The 19574-nt window shown below is 62.7% G+C and carries 20 protein-coding genes; 10 read left to right on the plus strand and 10 right to left on the minus strand.

The features are described 5' to 3' along the window. Positions 1–59 precede the first annotated feature (59 nt). Positions 60–638: a flavin reductase family protein gene (locus Q9451_RS19425; protein WP_012271805.1), complete on the minus strand. Its 579-nt coding sequence runs from the start codon at positions 636–638 to the stop codon at positions 60–62. 196 nt (positions 639–834) lie between these two features. On the opposite strand from Q9451_RS19425, the gene Q9451_RS19430 reads away from it, so the two are divergent. Continuing rightward, positions 835–1173 carry a hypothetical protein gene (locus Q9451_RS19430; RefSeq protein ID WP_012271804.1) on the plus strand — a complete coding sequence of 113 codons (339 nt, stop codon included), beginning with the start codon at positions 835–837 and terminating at the stop codon, positions 1171–1173. A gap of 83 nt (positions 1174–1256) precedes the next feature. Next, a complete protein-coding gene (locus Q9451_RS19435; protein WP_041166468.1) occupies positions 1257–2690 on the plus strand; it encodes a PLP-dependent aminotransferase family protein in 1434 nt (477 codons plus the stop codon). Here Q9451_RS19435 and Q9451_RS19440 read toward each other — a convergent pair. After that, positions 2683–3879, minus strand: coding sequence for a CynX/NimT family MFS transporter (locus Q9451_RS19440; RefSeq protein ID WP_012271802.1), 1197 nt, complete (start codon positions 3877–3879; stop codon positions 2683–2685). The genes Q9451_RS19435 and Q9451_RS19440 overlap by 8 nt on opposite strands. Positions 3880–4079: 200 nt before the next feature. On the opposite strand from Q9451_RS19440, the gene Q9451_RS19445 reads away from it, so the two are divergent. Next, positions 4080–4517: a carboxymuconolactone decarboxylase family protein gene (locus Q9451_RS19445; protein WP_012271801.1), complete on the plus strand. Its 438-nt coding sequence runs from the start codon at positions 4080–4082 to the stop codon at positions 4515–4517. Between the two features lie 4 nt (positions 4518–4521). On the opposite strand, the gene Q9451_RS19450 is transcribed toward Q9451_RS19445, so the two are convergent. Continuing rightward, positions 4522–5541, minus strand: coding sequence for an AraC family transcriptional regulator (locus Q9451_RS19450; RefSeq protein ID WP_012271800.1), 1020 nt, complete (start codon positions 5539–5541; stop codon positions 4522–4524). A gap of 170 nt (positions 5542–5711) precedes the next feature. Here Q9451_RS19450 and Q9451_RS19455 point away from each other — a divergent pair, with 170 nt between their 5' ends. From Q9451_RS19455 to Q9451_RS19465, 3 genes are read left to right on the plus strand one after another with little or no spacing between them, the layout of a single operon-like run. Next, on the plus strand, positions 5712–6896 hold the full coding sequence (locus tag Q9451_RS19455; RefSeq protein WP_012271799.1) for an acetyl-CoA C-acyltransferase family protein: 1185 nt from the start codon (positions 5712–5714) through the stop codon (positions 6894–6896). A gap of 13 nt (positions 6897–6909) precedes the next feature. After that, positions 6910–7758, plus strand: a complete 849-nt coding sequence (locus Q9451_RS19460; RefSeq protein ID WP_012271798.1) for a 3-hydroxybutyryl-CoA dehydrogenase — start codon at positions 6910–6912, stop codon at positions 7756–7758. A gap of 12 nt (positions 7759–7770) precedes the next feature. Beyond that, a complete protein-coding gene (locus tag Q9451_RS19465) occupies positions 7771–8352 on the plus strand; it encodes a TetR/AcrR family transcriptional regulator (protein ID WP_012271797.1) in 582 nt (193 codons plus the stop codon). 150 nt (positions 8353–8502) lie between these two features. On the opposite strand, the gene Q9451_RS19470 is transcribed toward Q9451_RS19465, so the two are convergent. From Q9451_RS19470 to Q9451_RS19490, 5 genes are read right to left on the minus strand one after another with little or no spacing between them, the layout of a single operon-like run. Then, on the minus strand, positions 8503–8880 hold the full coding sequence (locus Q9451_RS19470; RefSeq protein ID WP_009686481.1) for a response regulator: 378 nt from the start codon (positions 8878–8880) through the stop codon (positions 8503–8505). 44 nt (positions 8881–8924) lie between these two features. After that, on the minus strand, positions 8925–10151 hold the full coding sequence (locus Q9451_RS19475) for a hybrid sensor histidine kinase/response regulator (RefSeq protein WP_012271796.1): 1227 nt from the start codon (positions 10149–10151) through the stop codon (positions 8925–8927). Beyond that, complete coding sequence (locus tag Q9451_RS19480) at positions 10145–10720, minus strand: chemotaxis protein CheB (RefSeq protein WP_012271795.1); 576 nt, start codon at positions 10718–10720, stop codon at positions 10145–10147. The genes Q9451_RS19475 and Q9451_RS19480 overlap by 7 nt, the downstream gene beginning before the upstream one ends. Next, positions 10717–11538: a protein-glutamate O-methyltransferase CheR gene (locus Q9451_RS19485; RefSeq protein WP_012271794.1), complete on the minus strand. Its 822-nt coding sequence runs from the start codon at positions 11536–11538 to the stop codon at positions 10717–10719. The genes Q9451_RS19480 and Q9451_RS19485 overlap by 4 nt, the downstream gene beginning before the upstream one ends. Further along, positions 11535–15002, minus strand: a complete 3468-nt coding sequence (locus Q9451_RS19490; RefSeq protein WP_041166467.1) for a response regulator — start codon at positions 15000–15002, stop codon at positions 11535–11537. Before Q9451_RS19490 ends, Q9451_RS19485 begins: the two co-directional genes overlap by 4 nt. Positions 15003–15250: 248 nt before the next feature. On the opposite strand from Q9451_RS19490, the gene Q9451_RS19495 reads away from it, so the two are divergent. Next, positions 15251–15601: a response regulator gene (locus Q9451_RS19495; protein WP_012271792.1), complete on the plus strand. Its 351-nt coding sequence runs from the start codon at positions 15251–15253 to the stop codon at positions 15599–15601. A 15-nt stretch (positions 15602–15616) separates the two neighbouring features. On the opposite strand, the gene cobF is transcribed toward Q9451_RS19495, so the two are convergent. Beyond that, positions 15617–16366, minus strand: coding sequence for a precorrin-6A synthase (deacetylating) (gene cobF, locus Q9451_RS19500; RefSeq protein WP_345960712.1), 750 nt, complete (start codon positions 16364–16366; stop codon positions 15617–15619). A gap of 67 nt (positions 16367–16433) precedes the next feature. Beyond that, positions 16434–17723 (minus strand): OprD family porin, encoded by a 1290-nt coding sequence (locus Q9451_RS19505; protein WP_041166466.1) that lies wholly within the window; start codon positions 17721–17723, stop codon positions 16434–16436. A 358-nt stretch (positions 17724–18081) separates the two neighbouring features. Here Q9451_RS19505 and Q9451_RS19510 point away from each other — a divergent pair, with 358 nt between their 5' ends. The 3 genes from Q9451_RS19510 to Q9451_RS19520 all read left to right on the plus strand — a co-directional run bounded on the left by Q9451_RS19510 (position 18082) and on the right by Q9451_RS19520 (position 19534). Then, the gene (locus tag Q9451_RS19510) at positions 18082–18441 is read left to right on the plus strand and encodes a histone-like nucleoid-structuring protein, MvaT/MvaU family (RefSeq protein WP_012271789.1); all 360 of its coding nucleotides are present in this window, start codon (positions 18082–18084) and stop codon (positions 18439–18441) included. A gap of 225 nt (positions 18442–18666) precedes the next feature. After that, complete coding sequence (gene gloA / locus Q9451_RS19515) at positions 18667–19194, plus strand: lactoylglutathione lyase (protein ID WP_012271788.1); 528 nt, start codon at positions 18667–18669, stop codon at positions 19192–19194. A 97-nt stretch (positions 19195–19291) separates the two neighbouring features. Beyond that, on the plus strand, positions 19292–19534 hold the full coding sequence (locus tag Q9451_RS19520) for a hypothetical protein (protein ID WP_012271787.1): 243 nt from the start codon (positions 19292–19294) through the stop codon (positions 19532–19534). Positions 19535–19574 lie beyond the last annotated feature (40 nt).

Raw genomic sequence — 19574 nt, forward strand, 5'->3', positions numbered from 1 at the left:
TTACAGCCTGTTGCTATGCGGTTGGAGCGGGCATGCCCGCGAAGAAGCCAACACAGGTGTTACTGCGGTTCAACCACCACCGCCTCGCCAATCGCATAAAAATGCCCACCCGCGACGTAGTGCAGGCTGCGCCACTGCGGGTCGGCACTTTCATAGGCCCAGTGCCCATCCCGGAACACCCGGTCATCCGCCCAGGCGGCCACCACTTCGCCTATGAACAAGTCATAGGTGTTCTGGTTATGCGGTTCGTCGATCACTCGGCACATCAACCACGCCGAGCAGCCTTGCACCAATGGCGCCGCATGCCCTTCGACCCTCGCCAGCTGCACACCGATGCTGGCCAGTTTGTCGGGCTGGTCGAACAGGCTGCGGGTCCCCACCTGGTGGGTCAGTTGCGCCTGCGCAGCGGTCGGCACCTGGATCACGAACCAGCCACTGCCCTCCACCAACTGCCGGGTGCGGGCGATCTTGTCGAGCACCACGGTTACCTTGGGCGGGTCGAAGTCCAGGGCACAAGCCCAGGCAGCTGCCATGACGTTGTCTACCCCCTCGTGGCTGGCTGACACCAGCACTGTCGGGCCGTGGTTCAACAGGCGATAGGCCTTTTTCAGGTCGACGGGCTGGAAATGGCTGTTCATGGCAATCCTCGGCAAGGCGGGTATCAGACGCCGAATTGTGCCGCAGACACCTGCCTCCCGCCAGTCAGCGGTGGCCTTCTAGCATCCTCAGAAATTTCCCACAAAGTTATAGGACGCGTCTTACTTGCTGCCACTGCGCGCAGAAAACAAGATCGGCACTGGACAACGCAAGGTCGCGATCCAGAGGAGGCTCCGTATGCACCTGTACGCCCGCTCCATTGCCGCACTGCGCAGCAGCCTGCGTGAAATGCTGGCCCACGACATCAGCAACCCCGATGAAGACCCTCACCTGTCGGGGGTGATGTTCTTCTGCGCCACCGACGAACACTCCCGGCAACTGGTCGAACGTATCGAGTTGCTGGCCAGCGAAGTGTTCTTCGACCCGAACGGGCGAGCCATCACAGAGCATCTGAAAGCTGCCGCGGTGGATGGCGTGCGTATCAAGCGCAGCCGCAAGGCACCGGCGGACGAGACAGTCATACGCATTTCACTGGCGGACAAAGGCTTTATCACCGTAAGCACCGCTCGGCTCTGAGTATCGGCATGCAGCCGTGCCTGCAGATATTGCGCACACCCCTGATCCGCTATCCTGAGCACTCCCCTGCTCTGGACCGCCCCATGGAACTGCACATTCGTCTGGAGGGCCGCAAAGGCCTGGCCGATCAGCTTTACCAGCAATTGCGCGACGGTATCGACAGCGGCCACTTGGCCGCCGGCACCCAACTGCCACCTACCCGCCTGCTGGCAGAACAACTGGGCGTCTCGCGCAAGACCGTGGCCGAAGCCTATTCACGGCTAACCTACGACAACCTGCTCAGCGGCGTGGTCGGCCGTGGCACCTTCGTCACCCCGCGCCATCCGCTGCGCAATAACGAAGCAGACACCATCCCCCTGGCCGGCGCCGCCTCCCTCGAGCGCTGGCAGCAACGCGCCACCGTGCTCGGCCAACGCCAGCTGCACGCACCCTCGCGCTATGACTTCGTCGGCGGTGCTTCGAGCAAGGCGCAGTTCCCGTTTGACCAGTGGCGCAGTTGCCTAAACTACGCGCTGCGCCGTAGCCAGCGCCACCCCGAGCGACAATTTCCGGCCCAGGGCCTGCCGGAGCTGCGCGAAGCCATTGCCCACCACATCGCCTACGCGCGCGGTGTGCACTGCAGCGCAGCCGACCTGCTGGTGTGCAACGGCGCCCAGCAGGCACTGGACCTGATCGCCCGGGTGCTGGTCGAGCCAGGCTGCCAGGTGGCGATGGAAGACCCCGGATACCCGCCGGCCCGGCAACTGTTTCTGGCCCTGGGTGCACGGCTGCAGTCGGTTCCGGTGGATGGAGAAGGCCTGTGCGTGGAGCAGATCGCCGACGGCACCCGGCTGATCTACGTGACGCCCTCGCACCAGTTCCCACTCGGCATGCCGATGAGCGAGCCACGCCGGCACGCCCTGCTGGCACGGGCTGCCGAGCTGGGGGCACTGATCATCGAAGACGATTACGACTGCGAATTCCGTTACCACGGGCCGGCCTCGGATGCACTCAAGCGCCTCGACCGCCATGGCCTGGTGGCTTATGTGGGGACTTTTTCCAAGACCTTGCTGCCCGAGCTGAGGCTGGGCTATGCCGTGTTGCCACCCGCCGTGTTGCAGGCCGCTTGCGTGGCCAAGCACCTCAGCGATTGGCACAGCCCGACCTTGCTGCAGTGGGCGCTGGCGCGCTTTCTGGGCGAAGGCCACCTGAACAAGCACATCCGCCGCTGCCACGAAGTCTACAGTGCCCGCCGTGAGCGTATCCTGGCACGCCTGGGCGGCGACCTGGCACCCTGGTTCAGCGCCATCCCCGCCAGCGCCGGCTTCCACCTCAGTGCCCTGGCCTCACCCGGGGTGGATGTGGAGTTGCTGGCCAACCTCGCACGCAAGGTGGAGGTCGGCCTGTATTCGCTGGCGCCGTTCTTCAGCGAAGCGCCGTTGCGCCCTGGGCTATTGCTGGGCTTCGGCGCCATCGAATTGCTGGACATCGACCCAGCACTGGACAGAGTGCGCGATACCCTGCAACGCCTCAGTTGACCGGCGCGGCCTTGCCCATTACCGCCGGGCGGGCGATGGCCGCCGCATAGCCACGCGGGTTGAAGCACACGGTCACCAGCAACATTGCCAGAACAGTCACGGTCAGCAGCGTCCAAGAAGCCTGGAAGTCGCCACTGACATCACGCAGCCAGCCGGTGATGTACGGCACGATACCGGTGATGATAAAGCCGATGCCCTGCACGAACGCCGCCAGGCTGCCCGCCTCGGCAGGCGTTTTCAGGTGCTCCAGGGTCAGCGTCAGGCTTTGGCTGAAGCAGGCGCCCAGTCCAAAACCGATCATGGCTACCCACAGCCCCGAAGCCTGCGTAGGTACCAGCAGCAGGCCGAGGAATCCCGCCAGCTGGATTGCCAGCGCCAGCCACAGGCCTGGGCGCCGGTCGGCCCAACGCCGCAACAGCAGCGGCAGGCCGAGCGCACCTGCCACCTGGAACACGGTCATCAGGCCCACCAGATCGGCACCGCCCTGGGCGCTGCCGCCGTGCTCGGTGTGGTAAGCCGGCAACCAGGCCACCATGCTGGTGTAGCCGCCGTTGATCAGGCCGAAGTACAGGGCCAGCAACCACGCCCGGCGGGTGCCGAACCAATGCCCGCCAGTAGCCCCCGCCAACTTCGGCGCTTCCTGGCGCGGCCGCAGCACGGCCCAGGCCAGCACCGCCAGCACTGCCGGGATCGCCCACAGGCCCAGGCCGGCTTGCCAGTGACCGAAATGGCCGCTGATGTGTGGCCCGAGCACTGCAGCCAGGCCGCCGCCGCTCATCAGCGCGGCCGAATACAAGCCCATCGCCCCAGCCAAACGCCCGGGGAACCAGCGGTTGACCAGGCCCGGCATCATGCCCTGCACCACTGCCACGCCCAGGCCGGCGACCACCGCACTGGCGATCAGCGCCCAGGCACTGTCCAGCTGCAGGCGCCACAGGCAGGCCAGGGCAATCGCGGCCAGGCCCCCGAGCATACCGCCATGTTCGCTGACCCAGCGTCGCAGCCACGGTTGCAGCAACGGCACCAGGCCCATGCACAGCACCGGTAATGCCGTCAGCAAGGCGGCCTGCTGGTAGCCCAGGCCGGTGCTGGCGCGCATGGGTTCGAGTAACGGGCCGATACTGGTCAGGATCGGCCGCAAGTTCAGCGCCAGCAAAATCACCAGCAACAGGTTCAAGGCAGCTCTCATGGTGGATCTTTTCTCTTGTAGCAAGACCTGGCCATTATCCCGGCTTGGCTGGCCCGGCAGAAATAAAGAGATTGGATGCGTGTCAGTGGCCAGCTGAATGGGCGATTGGCCTCCTGATCATGCGAACGATTGGCTATCGGGGTGGCCAATGGTCGGCGCTACAGTAACGCCATTACCACCCCGCACCTTTGGAGATTGCCATGCACAACCGTATCGAATGGGCCAAACACGCACCCGAGGCCTACAAAGCCATGGTCGGCCTGGAGCAAGCCCTGGCCAAGAGTGGCCTTGAGAGTTCGTTGCTGGAGCTGGTACGCCTGCGCGCTTCGCAGATCAACGGCTGCGCCTACTGCGTCAACCTGCATGCCAACGATGCGCGCAAGGCGGGTGAAACCGAGGCACGTTTGCAGACCTTGTGCGTGTGGCGCGAAACCGCTTACTTCACACCGCGTGAACGTGCGGCGCTGGCCTGGGTCGAAAGCCTGACCCGCCTGCCAGAGCACGGCGCACCGCAGGGGCAATATGAAGCCTTGCAGGAGCACTTCGAGCCGGCCGAAGTGGCGAACCTGACCTTGGCGATTGCCACCATCAATGCCTGGAACCGCTTCGGGGTCGGCTTTGCCATGGTGCCGGCCTGATCATTCATTGATTGCCTGTACCGGCCAACCGCGCCCGATAGCTGCCGGGGCTGTGGCCGGTCCACTTCTTGAATGCCCGGTGAAACGCGCTGGGCTCTTGAAACCCCGCTTGCTCGGCAATTTCGGCAATGCTCAGCTCGCCTTCGCGCAACCGCTCGAAGGCCATCGCCCGGCGCACCTCATCCTTGATCTGCTGATAGGACCGCCCCTCACGCTCCAACTGCCGGCGGAACGTACTGGCACTGATCCCCTGCTGTTGCGCCAGGGCCGTCAACGTCGGCCACTGCCCATAGCGCAGGGCCCGCAGGTGCCGATACACCTCGGCCACCAGGCCGTTCTGGTTGCGAAAACGAATCACCAGCCCCTGCGGCGCACTGCGCAGAAAGGTCTTCAAGGCCGCCAGGTCCTGCACCACTGGCAGGCGCAGATAGGCGCTGTCGAACTCCACCTCGGTGCGCCCGCTGCCCAGGCGCAGGTCTGGCCCCCACAGCAGCAGGTCGTCCTCCTGGGCCGGACGTAACTCGGCCAGCTCGGTGCGATCGATGGCGATCCGCCGCCCGGCCAGCCAGCACAGCATGCCGATCATCAGCACCAGGTAGGTTTCCTCGGCATACACCCGAGTCAGCGGGTCGGCAATGTTCGACTGCACACTGATCAGCGCCCGCCCGCCACGTACGGTCAGGCTGCCCTGCAAATCACGCAGGAACAGGCCGAAACCGCCCATGCACTGGCGCAAGGCCTTTTCCAGGTTCGGTTCGAGGATCAAGCCCCGGCAGATCAGGGCAAAACTGCCCAGCGGCATGCCATGGCTGTCGAGGCGGAAAAACTCATCGTCCAGGCGCTGGATCAACGCCAGCCATAGCTGGGCGAACGCCTTGGCCGGCACCCGTGCCTGGGGCTGGTCGAGCAATTGCGGGGCGATGCCCACCGCCAGCAGCTGAGCGTCGCGCTCGGCGGGGCTGTCGCGCAGGGCATGGAGCATGGCGTTGAGGAAGTACACGGCGACCGAATCGCTATCGCGCATGGTGGTTTTCGCTGTCTATGCTGAGTGGCAAAAAGTGCCAGGTTGTTTGAACAGATCCGGCATAGGCTGCCACAGAGCCTTTGCCTAGACTCGGACCCACTCCGGGATATCGTCGGCCATTCTCGCAGAGCCTGGCCCAGTCCCGCCATGCCTTCGCAATCGGAGCCCCTATGAGCAGCGCAGAAATCTACGTCGTCAGTGCCGTCCGTTCAGCCATTGGTGGCTTCGGCGGTTCCCTCAAGGACCTGCCGCTGGCCGACCTGGCCAGTGCCGTGACCCGCGCCGCCATCGAGCGTTCGGGCCTTGCCGCCGAGCAAGTCGGCCACCTGGTGATGGGCACGGTGATCCCTACCGAACCACGTGACGCGTACCTTGCGCGGGTAGCGGCAATGAACGCCGGCATCCCCAAGGAAACCCCGGCATTCAACGTCAATCGCCTGTGCGGCTCTGGCCTGCAGGCCATCGTCTCGGCAGCGCAAGGCTTGCTGTTGGGCGACACCGAGGTGGCCGTGGCGGCCGGCGCCGAATCCATGAGCCGTGGCCCGTACCTGTTGCCACAGGCCCGCTGGGGGGCGCGCATGGGTGACTTGCAAGGCATCGACTACACCGTCGGCGTACTGCATGACCCGTTCCAGCACTTCCACATGGGCATCACCGCCGAAAACGTCTCGGCCAAGCACGGCATCACCCGCGAAATGCAGGACGAACTGGCCCTGACCAGCCAGCGCCGCGCCGCCCGTGCCATTGCCGAAGGCCGCTTCGACAGCCAGATCGTGCCTCTGGAGCTGAAAACCCGCAAAGGCAGTGTGCAGTTCAGTGTCGACGAACACGTACGTGGCGATGTCACCGCCGAACAACTGGCCGGCATGAAGCCGGTGTTCAAGAAAGACGGCACCGTTACCGCCGGCAACGCCAGCGGTATCAACGATGGCGCCGCCAGCCTGGTGCTGGCCACTGGTGACGCGGTGCGCCGCCTGGGCCTGAAGCCGCTGGCACGCCTGGTGGGTTATGCCCACGCCGGTGTCGAACCCGAATTGATGGGCCTTGGGCCGATCCCGGCCACCCGCAAGGTGCTGGAAAAGACCGGCCTGAAGCTGCAGGACCTGGACGTGATCGAGTCCAACGAAGCTTTCGCCGCCCAGGCCTGCGCCGTGGCCCGCGAGTTGGGCTTCGACCCGGAAAAGGTCAACCCCAACGGCTCGGGCATTTCCCTGGGCCACCCGGTAGGCGCCACTGGCGCGATCATCGCCACCAAGGCCATCCATGAGCTGCAGCGCATCCAGGGCCGCTACGCCCTGGCCACCATGTGCATCGGTGGCGGCCAAGGCATCGCCGTTGTCTTCGAGCGCGTTTGAGGGAGCCTGGTACATGAGCATTGAACAGATCGCCGTGATCGGCGCCGGCACCATGGGCAACGGCATTGCCCAGGTGTGCGCGGTCGCCGGCTACCAGGTGCTGTTGGTGGATGTTTCCGACGCTGCGCTGGAGCGCGGTGTGGCCACCTTGAGCAAAAACCTGGAACGCCAGGTCAGCAAGGGCACCCTGGAAGCGGACAAGGCGGTGGCGGCGAAAGCACGCATCCGCACCAGCACCGACTACACCCAGCTCAGCAGTGCGCAGCTGGTGATCGAGGCCGCCACCGAGAACCTGCAGCTCAAGCAGCGCATCCTGCAACAAGTGGCCGCCAACGTCGCCGCCGACTGCCTGATCGCCACCAATACCTCGTCGCTGTCGGTCACCCAGCTGGCCGCCAGCATCGAACACCCCGAGCGCTTCATTGGCGTGCACTTCTTCAACCCGGTGCCAATGATGGCGCTGGTCGAGATCATTCGCGGCCTGCAGACCAGCGACAGCACCTACGCACAGGCGCTGGTGGTGACCGAAAAAGTCGGCAAGACGCCGATCACCGCTGGCAACCGCCCAGGCTTCGTGGTCAACCGCATCCTGGTGCCGATGATCAACGAGGCGATCTTCGTGCGCCAGGAAGGCCTGGCCAGTGCCGAGGACATCGACACCGGCATGCGCCTGGGCTGCAACCAGCCGATCGGCCCTCTGGCCCTGGCCGACCTGATTGGCCTGGATACCCTGCTGGCGATCATGGAGGCCTTCCATGAAGGCTTCAACGACAGCAAGTATCGTCCTGCCCCGCTGCTCAAGGAAATGGTCGCGGCCGGTTGGCTGGGGCGCAAGAGCGGTCGCGGTTTCTTCACTTACTGAGGACAAGGCGCCATGCCCCCGGTCAATGCCGCAATGCGCTGTGCCAACTTTGAAGAGCGACGTGACCGGGCCATGGCGCTGTTTGCCGAAAAGGGCTTTGGCCAGGTCAGCATGCGCGAGCTGGCGGCCCATGTGGGGCTGACCGCCGGCTCGCTGTACCATCACTTCCCCAGTAAGCAGGACCTGTTGTACGACTTGATCGAGGAGTTGTACGAGGAGCTGCAGGCCACCCTGGACCAAGGACGACGGGCCATGGCACGTGGTTCGTCGGCATTGAGCTGCCTGATTGCCGCGCACTGGCAGTTGCATGCCGAGCGCCCGCTGCAGTTTCGCCTGGCCGAGCGCGACCTGTGCTGCCTGAGCGATGACCAGCGGGCACGCCTGGCCTTGTTGCGCAAGCGTTACGAGGCGGGGTTGCTGAGGTTGATCGCGCCGCAGGCGGCGTTGCAGGGGGAGGCTTTGGTGGCCACCGCGCATGTTGTGGCGACGCTGCTGAACCAGTTGCCGGGGATGTTGAAGGCACTCCCCGAGGAACAGGGGCTGGGGTTGATGGAGAGCATGTTGATGGGTGGATTGGAGCGGACCCTGCGTTAGACACGGCCACTGTAGGAGCGGCCTTGTGTCGCGAAAGGGTCGCGAAGCGGCCCCAGGATTTCAGCCTGCAGCCGATGTTGCTGGGGCTGCTGCGCAGCCCTTTCGCGACACAAGGCCGCGCCTACAGGAATAGCGTTTTACCTGCAGGCTTCAGCGCAGCAGTGCCTGGATCTGCTCGTGCAAGGTATCCAGGTCGAATGGCTTGGCCAGGATCGGAGCCTTGCGGGTGATCGGGCTGCCAGACTCGAGAATCTCCGCCGGGTAGCCGCTGATGAAGATGACCTTCAAGTCCGGTCGTAACTTCACGGCGGGCTCGGCAATCTCCACCCCGGAGATACCTCCCGGCAAGCGGAAGTCCGTCACCATCAGGTCCAGGTGCGGTTTGCTGGCCAGGATAGCGAACGCCTGCTCGCCATCTTCGGCCACCAGTACGTGGTACCCCTCGCCCGCCAGGTAGTCGCGCAAAATCATGCGAATCGCCGGTTCATCCTCGACGACCAGAACCACATCTTGTGCATCTTCACTCATGTTAACGCCTTGAAATGCTTACAGTTGGCCATCAGACCCCAGGCTTACGCAGAGGTTGCCCGCGCCTGGTCGTTTTGTTGTTCGTGTTTTGCCAGCGGTAATTGCAAGGTGAAGGTGGCGCCTTTGCCCTCTTCACTTTCGACCTGTATACGCCCGCCGTGGGCCTGGACGATCTGTTCCGAAATATACAGCCCTAACCCCAACCCGCCACTGGCCTGCTGGGCGGCGACCCGCTCGAACTGCTGGAAAATGCGCTGCTGGTTGGCTGCATCAATGCCGATCCCCTGGTCTTGCACCTGCACACACGCCAGGCCGTCCTGTTTGAATACGCGCACCTGCACCGGCTTGCGTTCACCGTAACGCAACGCATTGGACAACAGGTTGGCCACCACTTGCTCAATGCGAAATTCGTCCCACTCGCCTTGCAGCGGTTCGCAGCGTTGCAGCTCCACGTAGGTTTCCAGCGCCGTGGCCTGGGCGGTGAAGTTCTCTACCAGCCCCCGCACCAGTTGCCCCAGGTCGAACACCTTGGGCCGCAGGGACAGTTTGCCGGTTCGGATGCGCGATACATCGAGCATGTCTTCGATCAGGCGTATCAGGCTGTTGATCTGCCGTTCGTCGCGCTCGACCATGGCCTGCAGCTTATCGCCACTGAAGGCAGCGAGGTTGCCGCGCGCCAGGTGCATCTTGCGCAGTTGGGTTTCCAGGATCAGCCCATTGAGTGGGGTGCGCACCTCGTGGGAGACGATCGACATGAAGTCATCACGCATGCGCACGGCATGTTCCAGCTCAACTCGCGCCGTCTGCAGTTGGGTCAGCAGCAGCTCCTGCTCCTGACGGCTGCGCTCCAATGCCTGCAATTGGCGGTCCAGCACTTTACGCTGGCGGTACAGGTCGACGAACACCGACACCTTGCTCTTCACCGCCAGGGTGTCGAGCGGCTTGTACAGGAAGTCCACCGCACCGCTCTCGTAGCCTTTGAAGGCATAGTTCATCTCGCGCCCGGCAGCAGTGACGAAGACGATGGGGATATTGCGGGTTTTTTCCGTGCCGCGCATCAGTTCGGCCAGCTCGAAGCCGTTCATGCCCGGCATCTGCACATCGAGGATGGCCAGGGCGAACTCGTGTTCAAGCAACAGCGACAACGCCGCTTCGGCAGACTGAGCCTGGTGCACCTCGCGGTCTTCTCCCTGGATCAGGGCGGCGAGGGCCAGCAGGTTCTCCGGCAGATCGTCGACGATCAGCAGTTTGGCGATGGTGTGGCTTAGCATGCGCTGGGTTCCAGGGCGGCGAGCAATTGCTCGATGCCACTCAGAGAAAGAATATGGTCGGGCTGGTGCAGGGCCAGGGCGGCCTCCGGCATCAGCGCAACCTGTGCGTCACGAGGGTCCTGGACGAGGGTCCTGCCCCCATTGTTCTTGATATAGGCAAGCCCTTGGGCGCCGTCTTCATTGGCACCGGTGAGCAGCACACCAAGCAGGCCGTCGCCATAGGCGTCGGCAGCGGACATGAACAGGTAGTCGATTGCCGGCCTGGAAAAATGCACCGGCGGCTCCTGGCTCAACGACAGGGTGAAATCACGCTCCACCGACAGGTGGTAGCCGGGCCCGGCCACGTAGATCAGGCCGGGGCGCAATGGCTCCTTGTCCTGTGCCTCGTGCACCGGCCGGTGCAGACGGCGCTGCAGCACTGCAGCCAACTGACTGTGGCGGTTATCCGGCAAATGCAGCACGCACAGCACAGGGATGGCGAAGCTGGCCGGCAACCCTCCCAGCACCGTGAACAACGCTGTCACGCCGCCTGCCGAGGCACCGATGACCACCGCACGCACGCCGTTCATGATTTACGGTAGATCCGCTCGGGTTTGACCAGCGGCTCGAAACGCTCGCTGTAGGCCGAGAAGTCCACCGACTCCTTGCTGCCCAGCACCAGGAAGCCGCGGTGGCACAACGACTCGTGGAACAGCCCGAGGGCGCGATCCTGCAGCTCCTTGTTGAAGTAGATGAGCACGTTGCGGCACGACACCAACTGGGTTTCGGAAAACACGCTGTCGGTGGCCAGGCTGTGGTCGGCAAAGGTCACGTTGTCGCGCAGGGTGCTGTCCATGATGGCGTTGCCGTAGGCCGCCGTGTAGTACTCGGAAAAGTCCCGGCGACCACCGGCCATGCGGTAGTTCTCAGCGTACTCGCGCATGCTCTGCATCGAGTAGATGCCCTGCTTGGCCTTGTCCAGCGAATGCGGATTGATGTCGGTGGCATAGATGATGGTGCGCTCCAGCAGGCCCTCTTCACGCAGCAGGATGGCCATCGAATACACCTCCTCGCCCGTGCTGCAGCCGGCAATCCACACCTTGATCGACGGCCAGGTGCGCAGCAGCGGCACCACTTCGTTACGCAACGCCAGGAAGTGCCCTGGGTCGCGAAACATCTCGCTGACCGGGATCGTCAGGTACTGCAGCAACTGCATGAACATGCCGGGGTCATGCAGCACGCGCTCTTGCAGCGCCGACACCGTCAGGCAGTCGAACTGGCGCAGCGCGTGCAGGATCCGGCGCTTGATCGAAGCGCCGGAATAGTTGCGAAAATCGTAGCTGTACTTGAGGTAGATGGCCTCGATCAGCAAGCGGATTTCGATGTCGGTATTACGTTCGCTAGTCAAATTCGCTCCAGTTGCGGCAACCATACACGGATCAACGAGAACAGACGGTCCAGGTCGATCGGCTTGGCCAGGTAATCATTGGCCCCGGCCTGCAGGCAACGCTGCTGGTCATCCTTCATGGCCTTGGCGGTCACGGCGATGATCGGCAGCTTGCGCCAGCGCGGTTGCTGGCGGATCAGGCGGGTGGCCTCGAAACCGTCCATTTCCGGCATCATCACGTCCATCAGCACCAGGTCGATGTCGTCATGCTGCTCCAGGCGTTCGATGGCCTCACGGCCGTTACGGCCGATCTCGACGATTGCGCCCTTGTGCTCCAGGGCGCTGGTGAGGGCGAAGATGTTACGCACATCATCGTCTACCAGCAGCACCTTGCGCCCCTCGAACACCTTGTCGCGGCTGCGGGCGGTCTTGAGCATGCGCTGGCGCTCGTTGGACAGCTGCGACTCGACCTTGTGCAGGAACAGCGTCACTTCGTCAAGCAGGCGCTCCGGCGAGCGCGCGCCCTTGATGATGATCGAGCGCGAGTACTTGAGCAGGTCGGCTTCTTCTTCGCGGGTCAGGTTGCGCCCGGTGTACACGATCACCGGCGGGAAGGAACGGATATCCTCGGCGGTCATGCGCTTGAGCAGCTCGTTGCCAAGCATGTCCGGCAGCTTCAGGTCGATGATCATGCAGTCGTAGATGTTCTCGCGCAGCAGCGCAAGCGCGTCCTGGGCAAACGCCACGGCGGTGATCTCGACATCGTCGTCGCCGATCAGCCGGGCAATGCTCTCGCGCTGCAGGTCGTCGTCTTCCACCAGCAGGATGTGCTTGAGCTTCTGGGTCAGCTTGGCTTCCAGGCGGGCGAACACTTCCTTGAGCTCTTCGCGGCTGGTGGGCTTGACCGCATAACCGACAGCGCCCATGTGCATGGCGGCCTCGACCCGGTCTTCCACAGAAATGATATGCACCGGAATATGCCGGGTGCCGGCTTGCTCCTTCAGACGTTGCAGCACGGTCAGGCCGGAATGGTCGGGCAGGCGCATGTCCAGCAGGATCGCATCGGGGATGTACTGGGCGGCCAGCTCGAAGCCTTCGTCGGCGCCCTGCGCCACCAGGCAGCTGTAACCCAGCTCGTGGGCCAGGTCGAAGAGGATGCGGGCAAAGTTCGGTTCGTCTTCGATCACCAGGATGCAGCGGTTGCTGAACGGTGCGCGCTCGCGGTCGTCGACAAATGCCAATGCCGGGCGTTTTGGCGCTGACACCACCGGCACCTGCGGCGCGGGTGGCAACGTATCGACCGCCGGACGCAGGCTGAGCGGCTCGACGTCCTGCGCCAGGCGCTCATAGTGCTCCGGCAGAATCAGACTGAACACGCTGCCCTGGCCGGGGCTGCTGTCGACGTTGATCTGCCCGCCGAGCAAATGCGCCAGGTCTCGGGAAATCGACAGGCCCAGGCCGGTGCCGCCATAACGGCGGTTGCTGGTGCCATCGACCTGATGGAAGGCACCGAAAATCGCCTGCTGCTGGTCGGCCGCAATGCCGATACCAGTATCGCGCACGGCAAACACGATGCCCGTGCCAGGCTGGTAGCCAATGTTCAGGCTGACCTTGCCACGCTCAGTGAACTTGATGGCATTGGACAGCAGGTTCTTGAGGATCTGTTCAAGGCGCTGGCGGTCGGTGAACAGGGTGGCCGGCACCTGTGCCTCGGCCGTTACCTCGAAGGCCAGGCCCTTGTGCCCGGCCAGCGGTTCGAACATCCCGCGCAGGCCCTCGACCAGGCGCTCCACCTGGGTGCTTTCTGGCCGCACTTCGAGCTTGCCGGCCTCGACCTTGGCGATATCGAGAATATCGTTGATCAAGTTGAGCAGGTCGTTACCAGCCGAGTAGATCGACTCGGCAAACTTCACCTGCTCGTCGCTGAGGTTGCCTTCGGCGTTCTCCGCCAGCAGCTTGGCCAGGATCAGCGAGCTGTTCAGCGGCGTGCGCAGTTCGTGGGACATGTTGGCGAGGAATTCGGACTTGTACTTGCTAGAGCGCTGCAACTCGTCGGCACGTGCCTGCAGTTCTTCCTGGGCCTGGACCAGTTCGTCATTCTTGCGGTCCAGCGCCTCGGTACGCTCGGACAACTGCTCGTTGGTCTGCTCCAGTTCCGCCTGCTGGGTTTCCAGGTGGGCCTGGGACTCCTTGAGCACGCGCGATTGCTCTTCCAGCTCTTCGTTAGCGGTTTTCAGTTCTTCCTGCTGCACTTGCAGCTCTTCGTTCAACTGCTGGGTCTCGGCCAGCACTTCCTGCAAACGCTGACGGTAGCGGGCGCTTTCGATGGAAATGCCCAGGTTGCCGCCCAGTCGCTCCATCAGCTCGTTGTCGCGCGCCTGCAAAGGCCGCAGGAAGCCCAGTTCGACCACGCCGTTGATCCCACCATCGTCGATCGCAGGCATCAGCAAGGCATTACGTGGCAGGCCGCTGCCGAGGCCGGAACTCAGGCGATAGTAGTCTTCGGGCAGGTCTTCAAGGCACAGCAGGCGACCTTCGCGCACCGCTTGTGCCAACAGGCCATCATGATCGCCCTTTACCTGCTCCCGAGCCTGCTCTTCAGCATCCAGGCCATAGGTAGCCACCCGTACCAGGCGGCCATGCTCATCACGCACATACACCGCCCCCACCACACTGCCCATGTAAGCGGCAAAAAAGCGCAGGATGTTGTCACCCAGCATCGGCAGGGTCAGTTGGCCCAGTACCTGTTCGGCCAGCTGGGTCTGCCCGTTGCGCAGCCAGGCCTGGTGCTCCAGGCGCTCGGCCGCACGCTGCTGGGCCTTGGCGTTTTCTTCGTAGCTGCCAGACAGCGCCAGCAGGTCGCGCCGGCCCAGGTAGGCGAGCAAGGCACTCAGGCCGACGATGAACAGCACGAACACCGAAATGGCCGTGACGGTAACGCTGCTGACCTTTTCGTTACGGGCCATGCGCAATTGCTGTTCAGTGCCGATCAGGCCGTCGAACTCCTTGCGGATCTCGTCGGTCAGGCGCTTGCCGCGGCCATTGCCGATCGATGCCTGATAGTCGCCTTGGGTGCGGCGCAGGGCAATCATCTCGCTGCCGAAGGTGTTCCAGGCTTGCTGCAAGGCGATCAGCCGGTCGATACGGTCGACCTGCTGCGGGTTGTCTTCGACCATGCCGCGCAGGCTTTGCAGGCTGCCGAGAATGCGCGGCTTGGCCACCTCGTAGGGGTCAAGGAAACGCTCGTCACCCGTGATCAGGAAACCGCGCATGCCGGTTTCCATGTCGATCGACAGCTTGACCGTTTCGTTGGCATTGCCGATCACCCGGTCGGTGTGCTCGACCCACTGCATGGCTGAGAGCAGGTAGTTGATCACCGCGACGAAGGCCACGGCCCCCAGCAGGCCCACCCCCAGAGGGAGGCCGATGTTGCGGCTCAACAGCTTGCGAAAGCTGCGCTGGTCCATCGAGGCTGATTGAATCATGAGAAAACGCCCGAGCAAGAAAAGTCCATTGAAAAGAGTGGCCGATCAGTCATTGTTGTTATCTGCCACTGCGCCGTCCTGATAAGCGAGTCTAACCAGCTTTGACGGGTCTGGCAGGGCATTTAGCCAGTATTTGAAGGTTGCGTTCGGGAATCGTTCCATCTATTTGCATGGATCGGTATCCTCGGGAACTTCTGATGCCGCGCGGTGCACAGATTAAAGACACTCATTTGTACAGGATCCGAACCATGCACCTTCTGGTAGTCGAAGACGACGACATCGTCCGTATGCTGATGGTCGAAGTGCTCGACGAACTGGGCTACAACGTCATCGAGGCAGAAGACGCCGCGGCCGCCCTGCGGGTACTCGAAGACCCGAACCAGGCGCTGGCACTGATGATGACCGATGTGGGCTTGCCGGACATGCGAGGCGAGTTACTGGCGGGGAAAGCACGCGAACTGCGGCCGCTGTTGCCCGTGCTGTTCGCCAGTGGCTATGCCGACAGCTTCAATGTGCCCGAAGGCATGCACCTGATCGGCAAGCCGTTCAGCATCGACCAGTTGCGGGACAAGGTGGTGGCTATTCTGGGTAACCCTTGATAGGGGTATCGCCAACTACAGCGCCCTGCGCAAGAGGTAGGTGTCCATGATCCACCCCTTGCGCAGCCGCTCCCGCTCACGCACTTGCAGTATTTGCGCCTTCACTGCCTGCAATGGCCCGGCAATCAGTACCTCGTCCTCCGTCCCCAGGTACGCGCCCCAATAGATCATCAACGCCGGGTCATCGAGCAGGGCGAACGCGCTTTGCCCGTCGAGCATCACCACAACATTGTCGATAGGCCCATGCCCGCCCAGTCGCCGCCCCGGCAGCACGGTCAGCGGCTCACCAATGCGGTTGAGCGGCACTTGGTGGCGCGCTGCCAGAGCCTGAACGCTGCTGATGCCAGGGACTACCTGCAGGCGCAGCGCCACGCCGCGCTCGCGGACCAGGTCGAGAATACGCAGGGTGCTGTCATACAGGGTCGGCTCGCCCCACAGCAAAAAGGCGCCAGTCTCCCCGTCGCCAATTTCCTGCTCGATCAGTTGGGCATACAGCACAGCGCGCTGCCGGTGCCAGTCGTGCACCGCGCCCTGGTAGTCATCCGCCTGACCATCGCGCACAGGGTCGGCCACCTGCACCAGGCGGTAACCGCCCTCGGGACGGTAGCGTTGCAGAATTGCCTTGCGCAGTTGCACCAGGTCATCCTTGTCGCGGCCCTTGTCGAGCACGAAGAACATGCAAGCGCTACGCAGCGCGTCGACTGCCTCATAAGTGACCTGGCGCGGGTCACCCGCGCCGATGCCGATCAACAACAGGTCTTTCATTGCCCTGCCCTTTGCGGGAACCAGCAGCCATTGTCAGGCGGCCACCGGTATTTGGCAAAGCGACGGCTTAGAAGATCGAGAAGTTGTAGCTGACAATGACCCGTGTTTCATCCATGTCACGTGCCCACTTTTCATAGTTGCTGCGGTAAGTGGAATTACGCAGGCGCACGCTGACATCCTTGAAAGTGCCACTTTGCACTTGGTACTTGAACTCAGTGTCGCGTTCCCATTCCTTACCTTCGGCACTGCTGCCCGGCACCTTGATGGAGTCGCCATTGATATAACGGGTGAAGAAGGTCAGGCCAGGCACCCCCAGTGCCTTGAAGTCGTAGTCATAGCGCACTTGCCAGGAACGCTCCTGGGCGGCGGCGAAGTCGTTGACCTGGGCATAGTTGACCAGGTATGGGTTGCTGCCATCCAGATACGGCATGGCGCTGTCGCCATACATGCGCTGCCAGCCGGCACTCACCTTGTGGCCACCCAGGCTGTAGCCAAGCATGCCGCTGAACGCGCGGTGGTCGATTGCGCCGGCACGGGCATTGCCGATGTCATCGCTCTTGATCAGGCGCAGGTCGGCAGACAGGCTACCCACTGCCAGCGGCTGGCTGGCCACCAGGCCGAGGAAGTGCTGGCGATAGATGTTTTCCAGCTTGGCGACCTGGTACTGGGCGCTGATCCGCTCGTTGAAACGGTAATCGACACCGGCCAGGTCGAAGTGGTCGGCTTCGGTATCGCAGGCATAGCGCTTGTTCTTGCAGTGCACGCGAATGTCCTGGCGGTCGGTAGAGTCCCGAGCGGTATATTTGTCCAGCCGCGCCACGGTGAACTTCAGGTTGCGCAATTCTTCGGAGGTGAGCATGGCGCCGTGGAACATGGTCGGCAGCAGGCGGCCATCGTTGTACTTGAGCAACGGCACATCCGGCATCATCGAACCGTACTTGAGCACGGTGTTGGAAACCTTGACCTTGGCCGCCAGGCCCATCTTCGCGTACTGGTCGGCAGAGCCGCGCGGATCATGCCCGGAAGACGGCAGCAAACCACTGTTACTGTCGGCAGGGCTGGAATCCAGTTTGAAGCCGAACATGCCCAGCGCATCAACACCAAAGCCTACCGGCCCTTGCGTATAACCCGACTGCACATTGAGGATGAAGCCTTGTGCCCATTCTTCGCGCTTGGACGCGCCCTGGCTGGAACTGCTGTGGCCGTCCCGGAAATCCCGGTTGAAATAGACATTGCGTGCTTCGACCTTGGCACTACTGTCTTCAAGAAAACCGGCGGCCTGGGCGTTGACGCCGGCACACAACAGGAACAGGCCGGCAACACGACGCCCAGGGGCGTGAGGGAAAGGGGCAAACATGCGAGAGAACATCCAGAATGAAGACAAGTTAACAACCTGTGGCGCGCGTTGGCCACGGTACTGCGGGAGCCGAACAATAGCCGACCATCATCTGAAATGATCGCGCAAAGGCTCTGGAACGGGCCATTGGACCATGGTCTAAGCACCTTGAGGGGCAGCCGGAAAAAAGCCGTGAAATAGCGCACGCAAAACTAGGAAAGTTCCCGTATTACTTATAAAAAGTTAGCGGTTTACCCAGTACCCATGAATGACTACACTCGATATCAGCGAACAGCAAATCCCACCCGCGTGGCCGGCGTTTTACGCTTATTCAATGTTCGTCACGCCCTGCCACGACTGACGTACAGGAGTGATTACAGTGTCCAGACTTGCAGAGTTTCGTGCTGCCGAAAAAGCGCTCCAGGAACAGATGGCGCAACTGGAAGCGTTGAAAAAGGATGCCGGCCTCAAACGCGAAATCGAATTCGAGCAGAAACTAGTCGGCCTGATGAAAAGCTATGACAAGAGCCTGCGCGATATCATCGCCATCCTCGACCCCAAGGCAGTAGCCCGCGCTTCCAGCGCAGCGCCCAAGCAACAACGCCGCCCGCGCGTGGTAAAGGTGTACCAGAACCCACACACCGGCGAGCGAATCGAGACCAAAGGCGGCAACCACCGCGGCCTCAAGGCCTGGAAAGAACAGTACGGGGCCGCCACCGTGGAAAGCTGGGTACGCTGATGAAACGTCCACACCTGCTTCACACTTTTTTCACAAAGGCTGGCTCAGTATCGAGACAGCTAAAGGACTAGCGACCCCATCACGCGCCCGCACATGCGGGCCTCTAATTCCAGCGCCCTGCCTTGTGCAGGGCGCTTTCATTTGCGCAATCGACGCACTGCCGTATCATGGCCAGCCTGTCTGTTTTGCCGGCGCCCTGCGCCCGGCCCCGTCTCAGGAGTTCCCATGAGCCTGCACGATCTGCAAACCCTGCCTGGCGTCACCGCGCAACCTGACGCCGCCACCGCCCAGTTCGTCTTCAACCACACCATGCTGCGGGTCAAGGACATCGAGAAGTCGCTGGACTTCTACACCCGCGTCCTGGGCTTCCGCCTGGTCGACAAGCGTGATTTCCCAGAAGCCGCGTTCAGCCTTTACTTCCTGGCCTTGGTCGATCCGGCGCAGATTCCCGCCGATGACACCGCACGCCACCAATGGATGAAGTCGATCCCTGGCGTGCTGGAGCTGACCCACAACCACGGCACCGAAAACGATGCCGAGTTTGCCTACCACAACGGCAACACCGACCCGCGCGGTTTTGGCCACATCTGCATTTCGGTGCCCGACGTACGCGCCGCTTGCGCGCGCTTCGAAGCACTGGATGTACCGTTCCAGAAACGCCTGCAGGATGGGCGTATGAACCACCTGGCGTTCGTCAAGGACCCGGACGGTTACTGGGTCGAAGTGATCCAGCCAACCGAACTCAAAGGGTAAGCGTTCGTCGCGGCTCGCTCGTCGGGCCGGGAACTCCCGGCCCCTTGCTGTGGTATATGAAGGTAACCGCTTCACATGCCACAGCGAGGTAAGGACGATGCAATCTCTTCACTGTGAATACCGCGAGCACACCATCACCGCCAGCGTGATGCCCCATCCTGACTCCCCCCTGCCCTATGCCGCCGGCTGCCTGATCACCACACCCGACGGGCACACCAGCAAGCGTCTGTCGATGCCGATGCAGTTTTTCTCCGACCTTGAGAATGCGCAGCATGTGTCGCTGGCCCATGGCCGGGCGTTGGTCGACCATCAGCTGGATGACGGGCACAAGGTGTTCTGACCCTGTCTTATCCTGTACTGGCCCTTTCGCGGCAAAAGCC

Source organism: Pseudomonas sp. NY8896, from assembly GCF_039634505.1.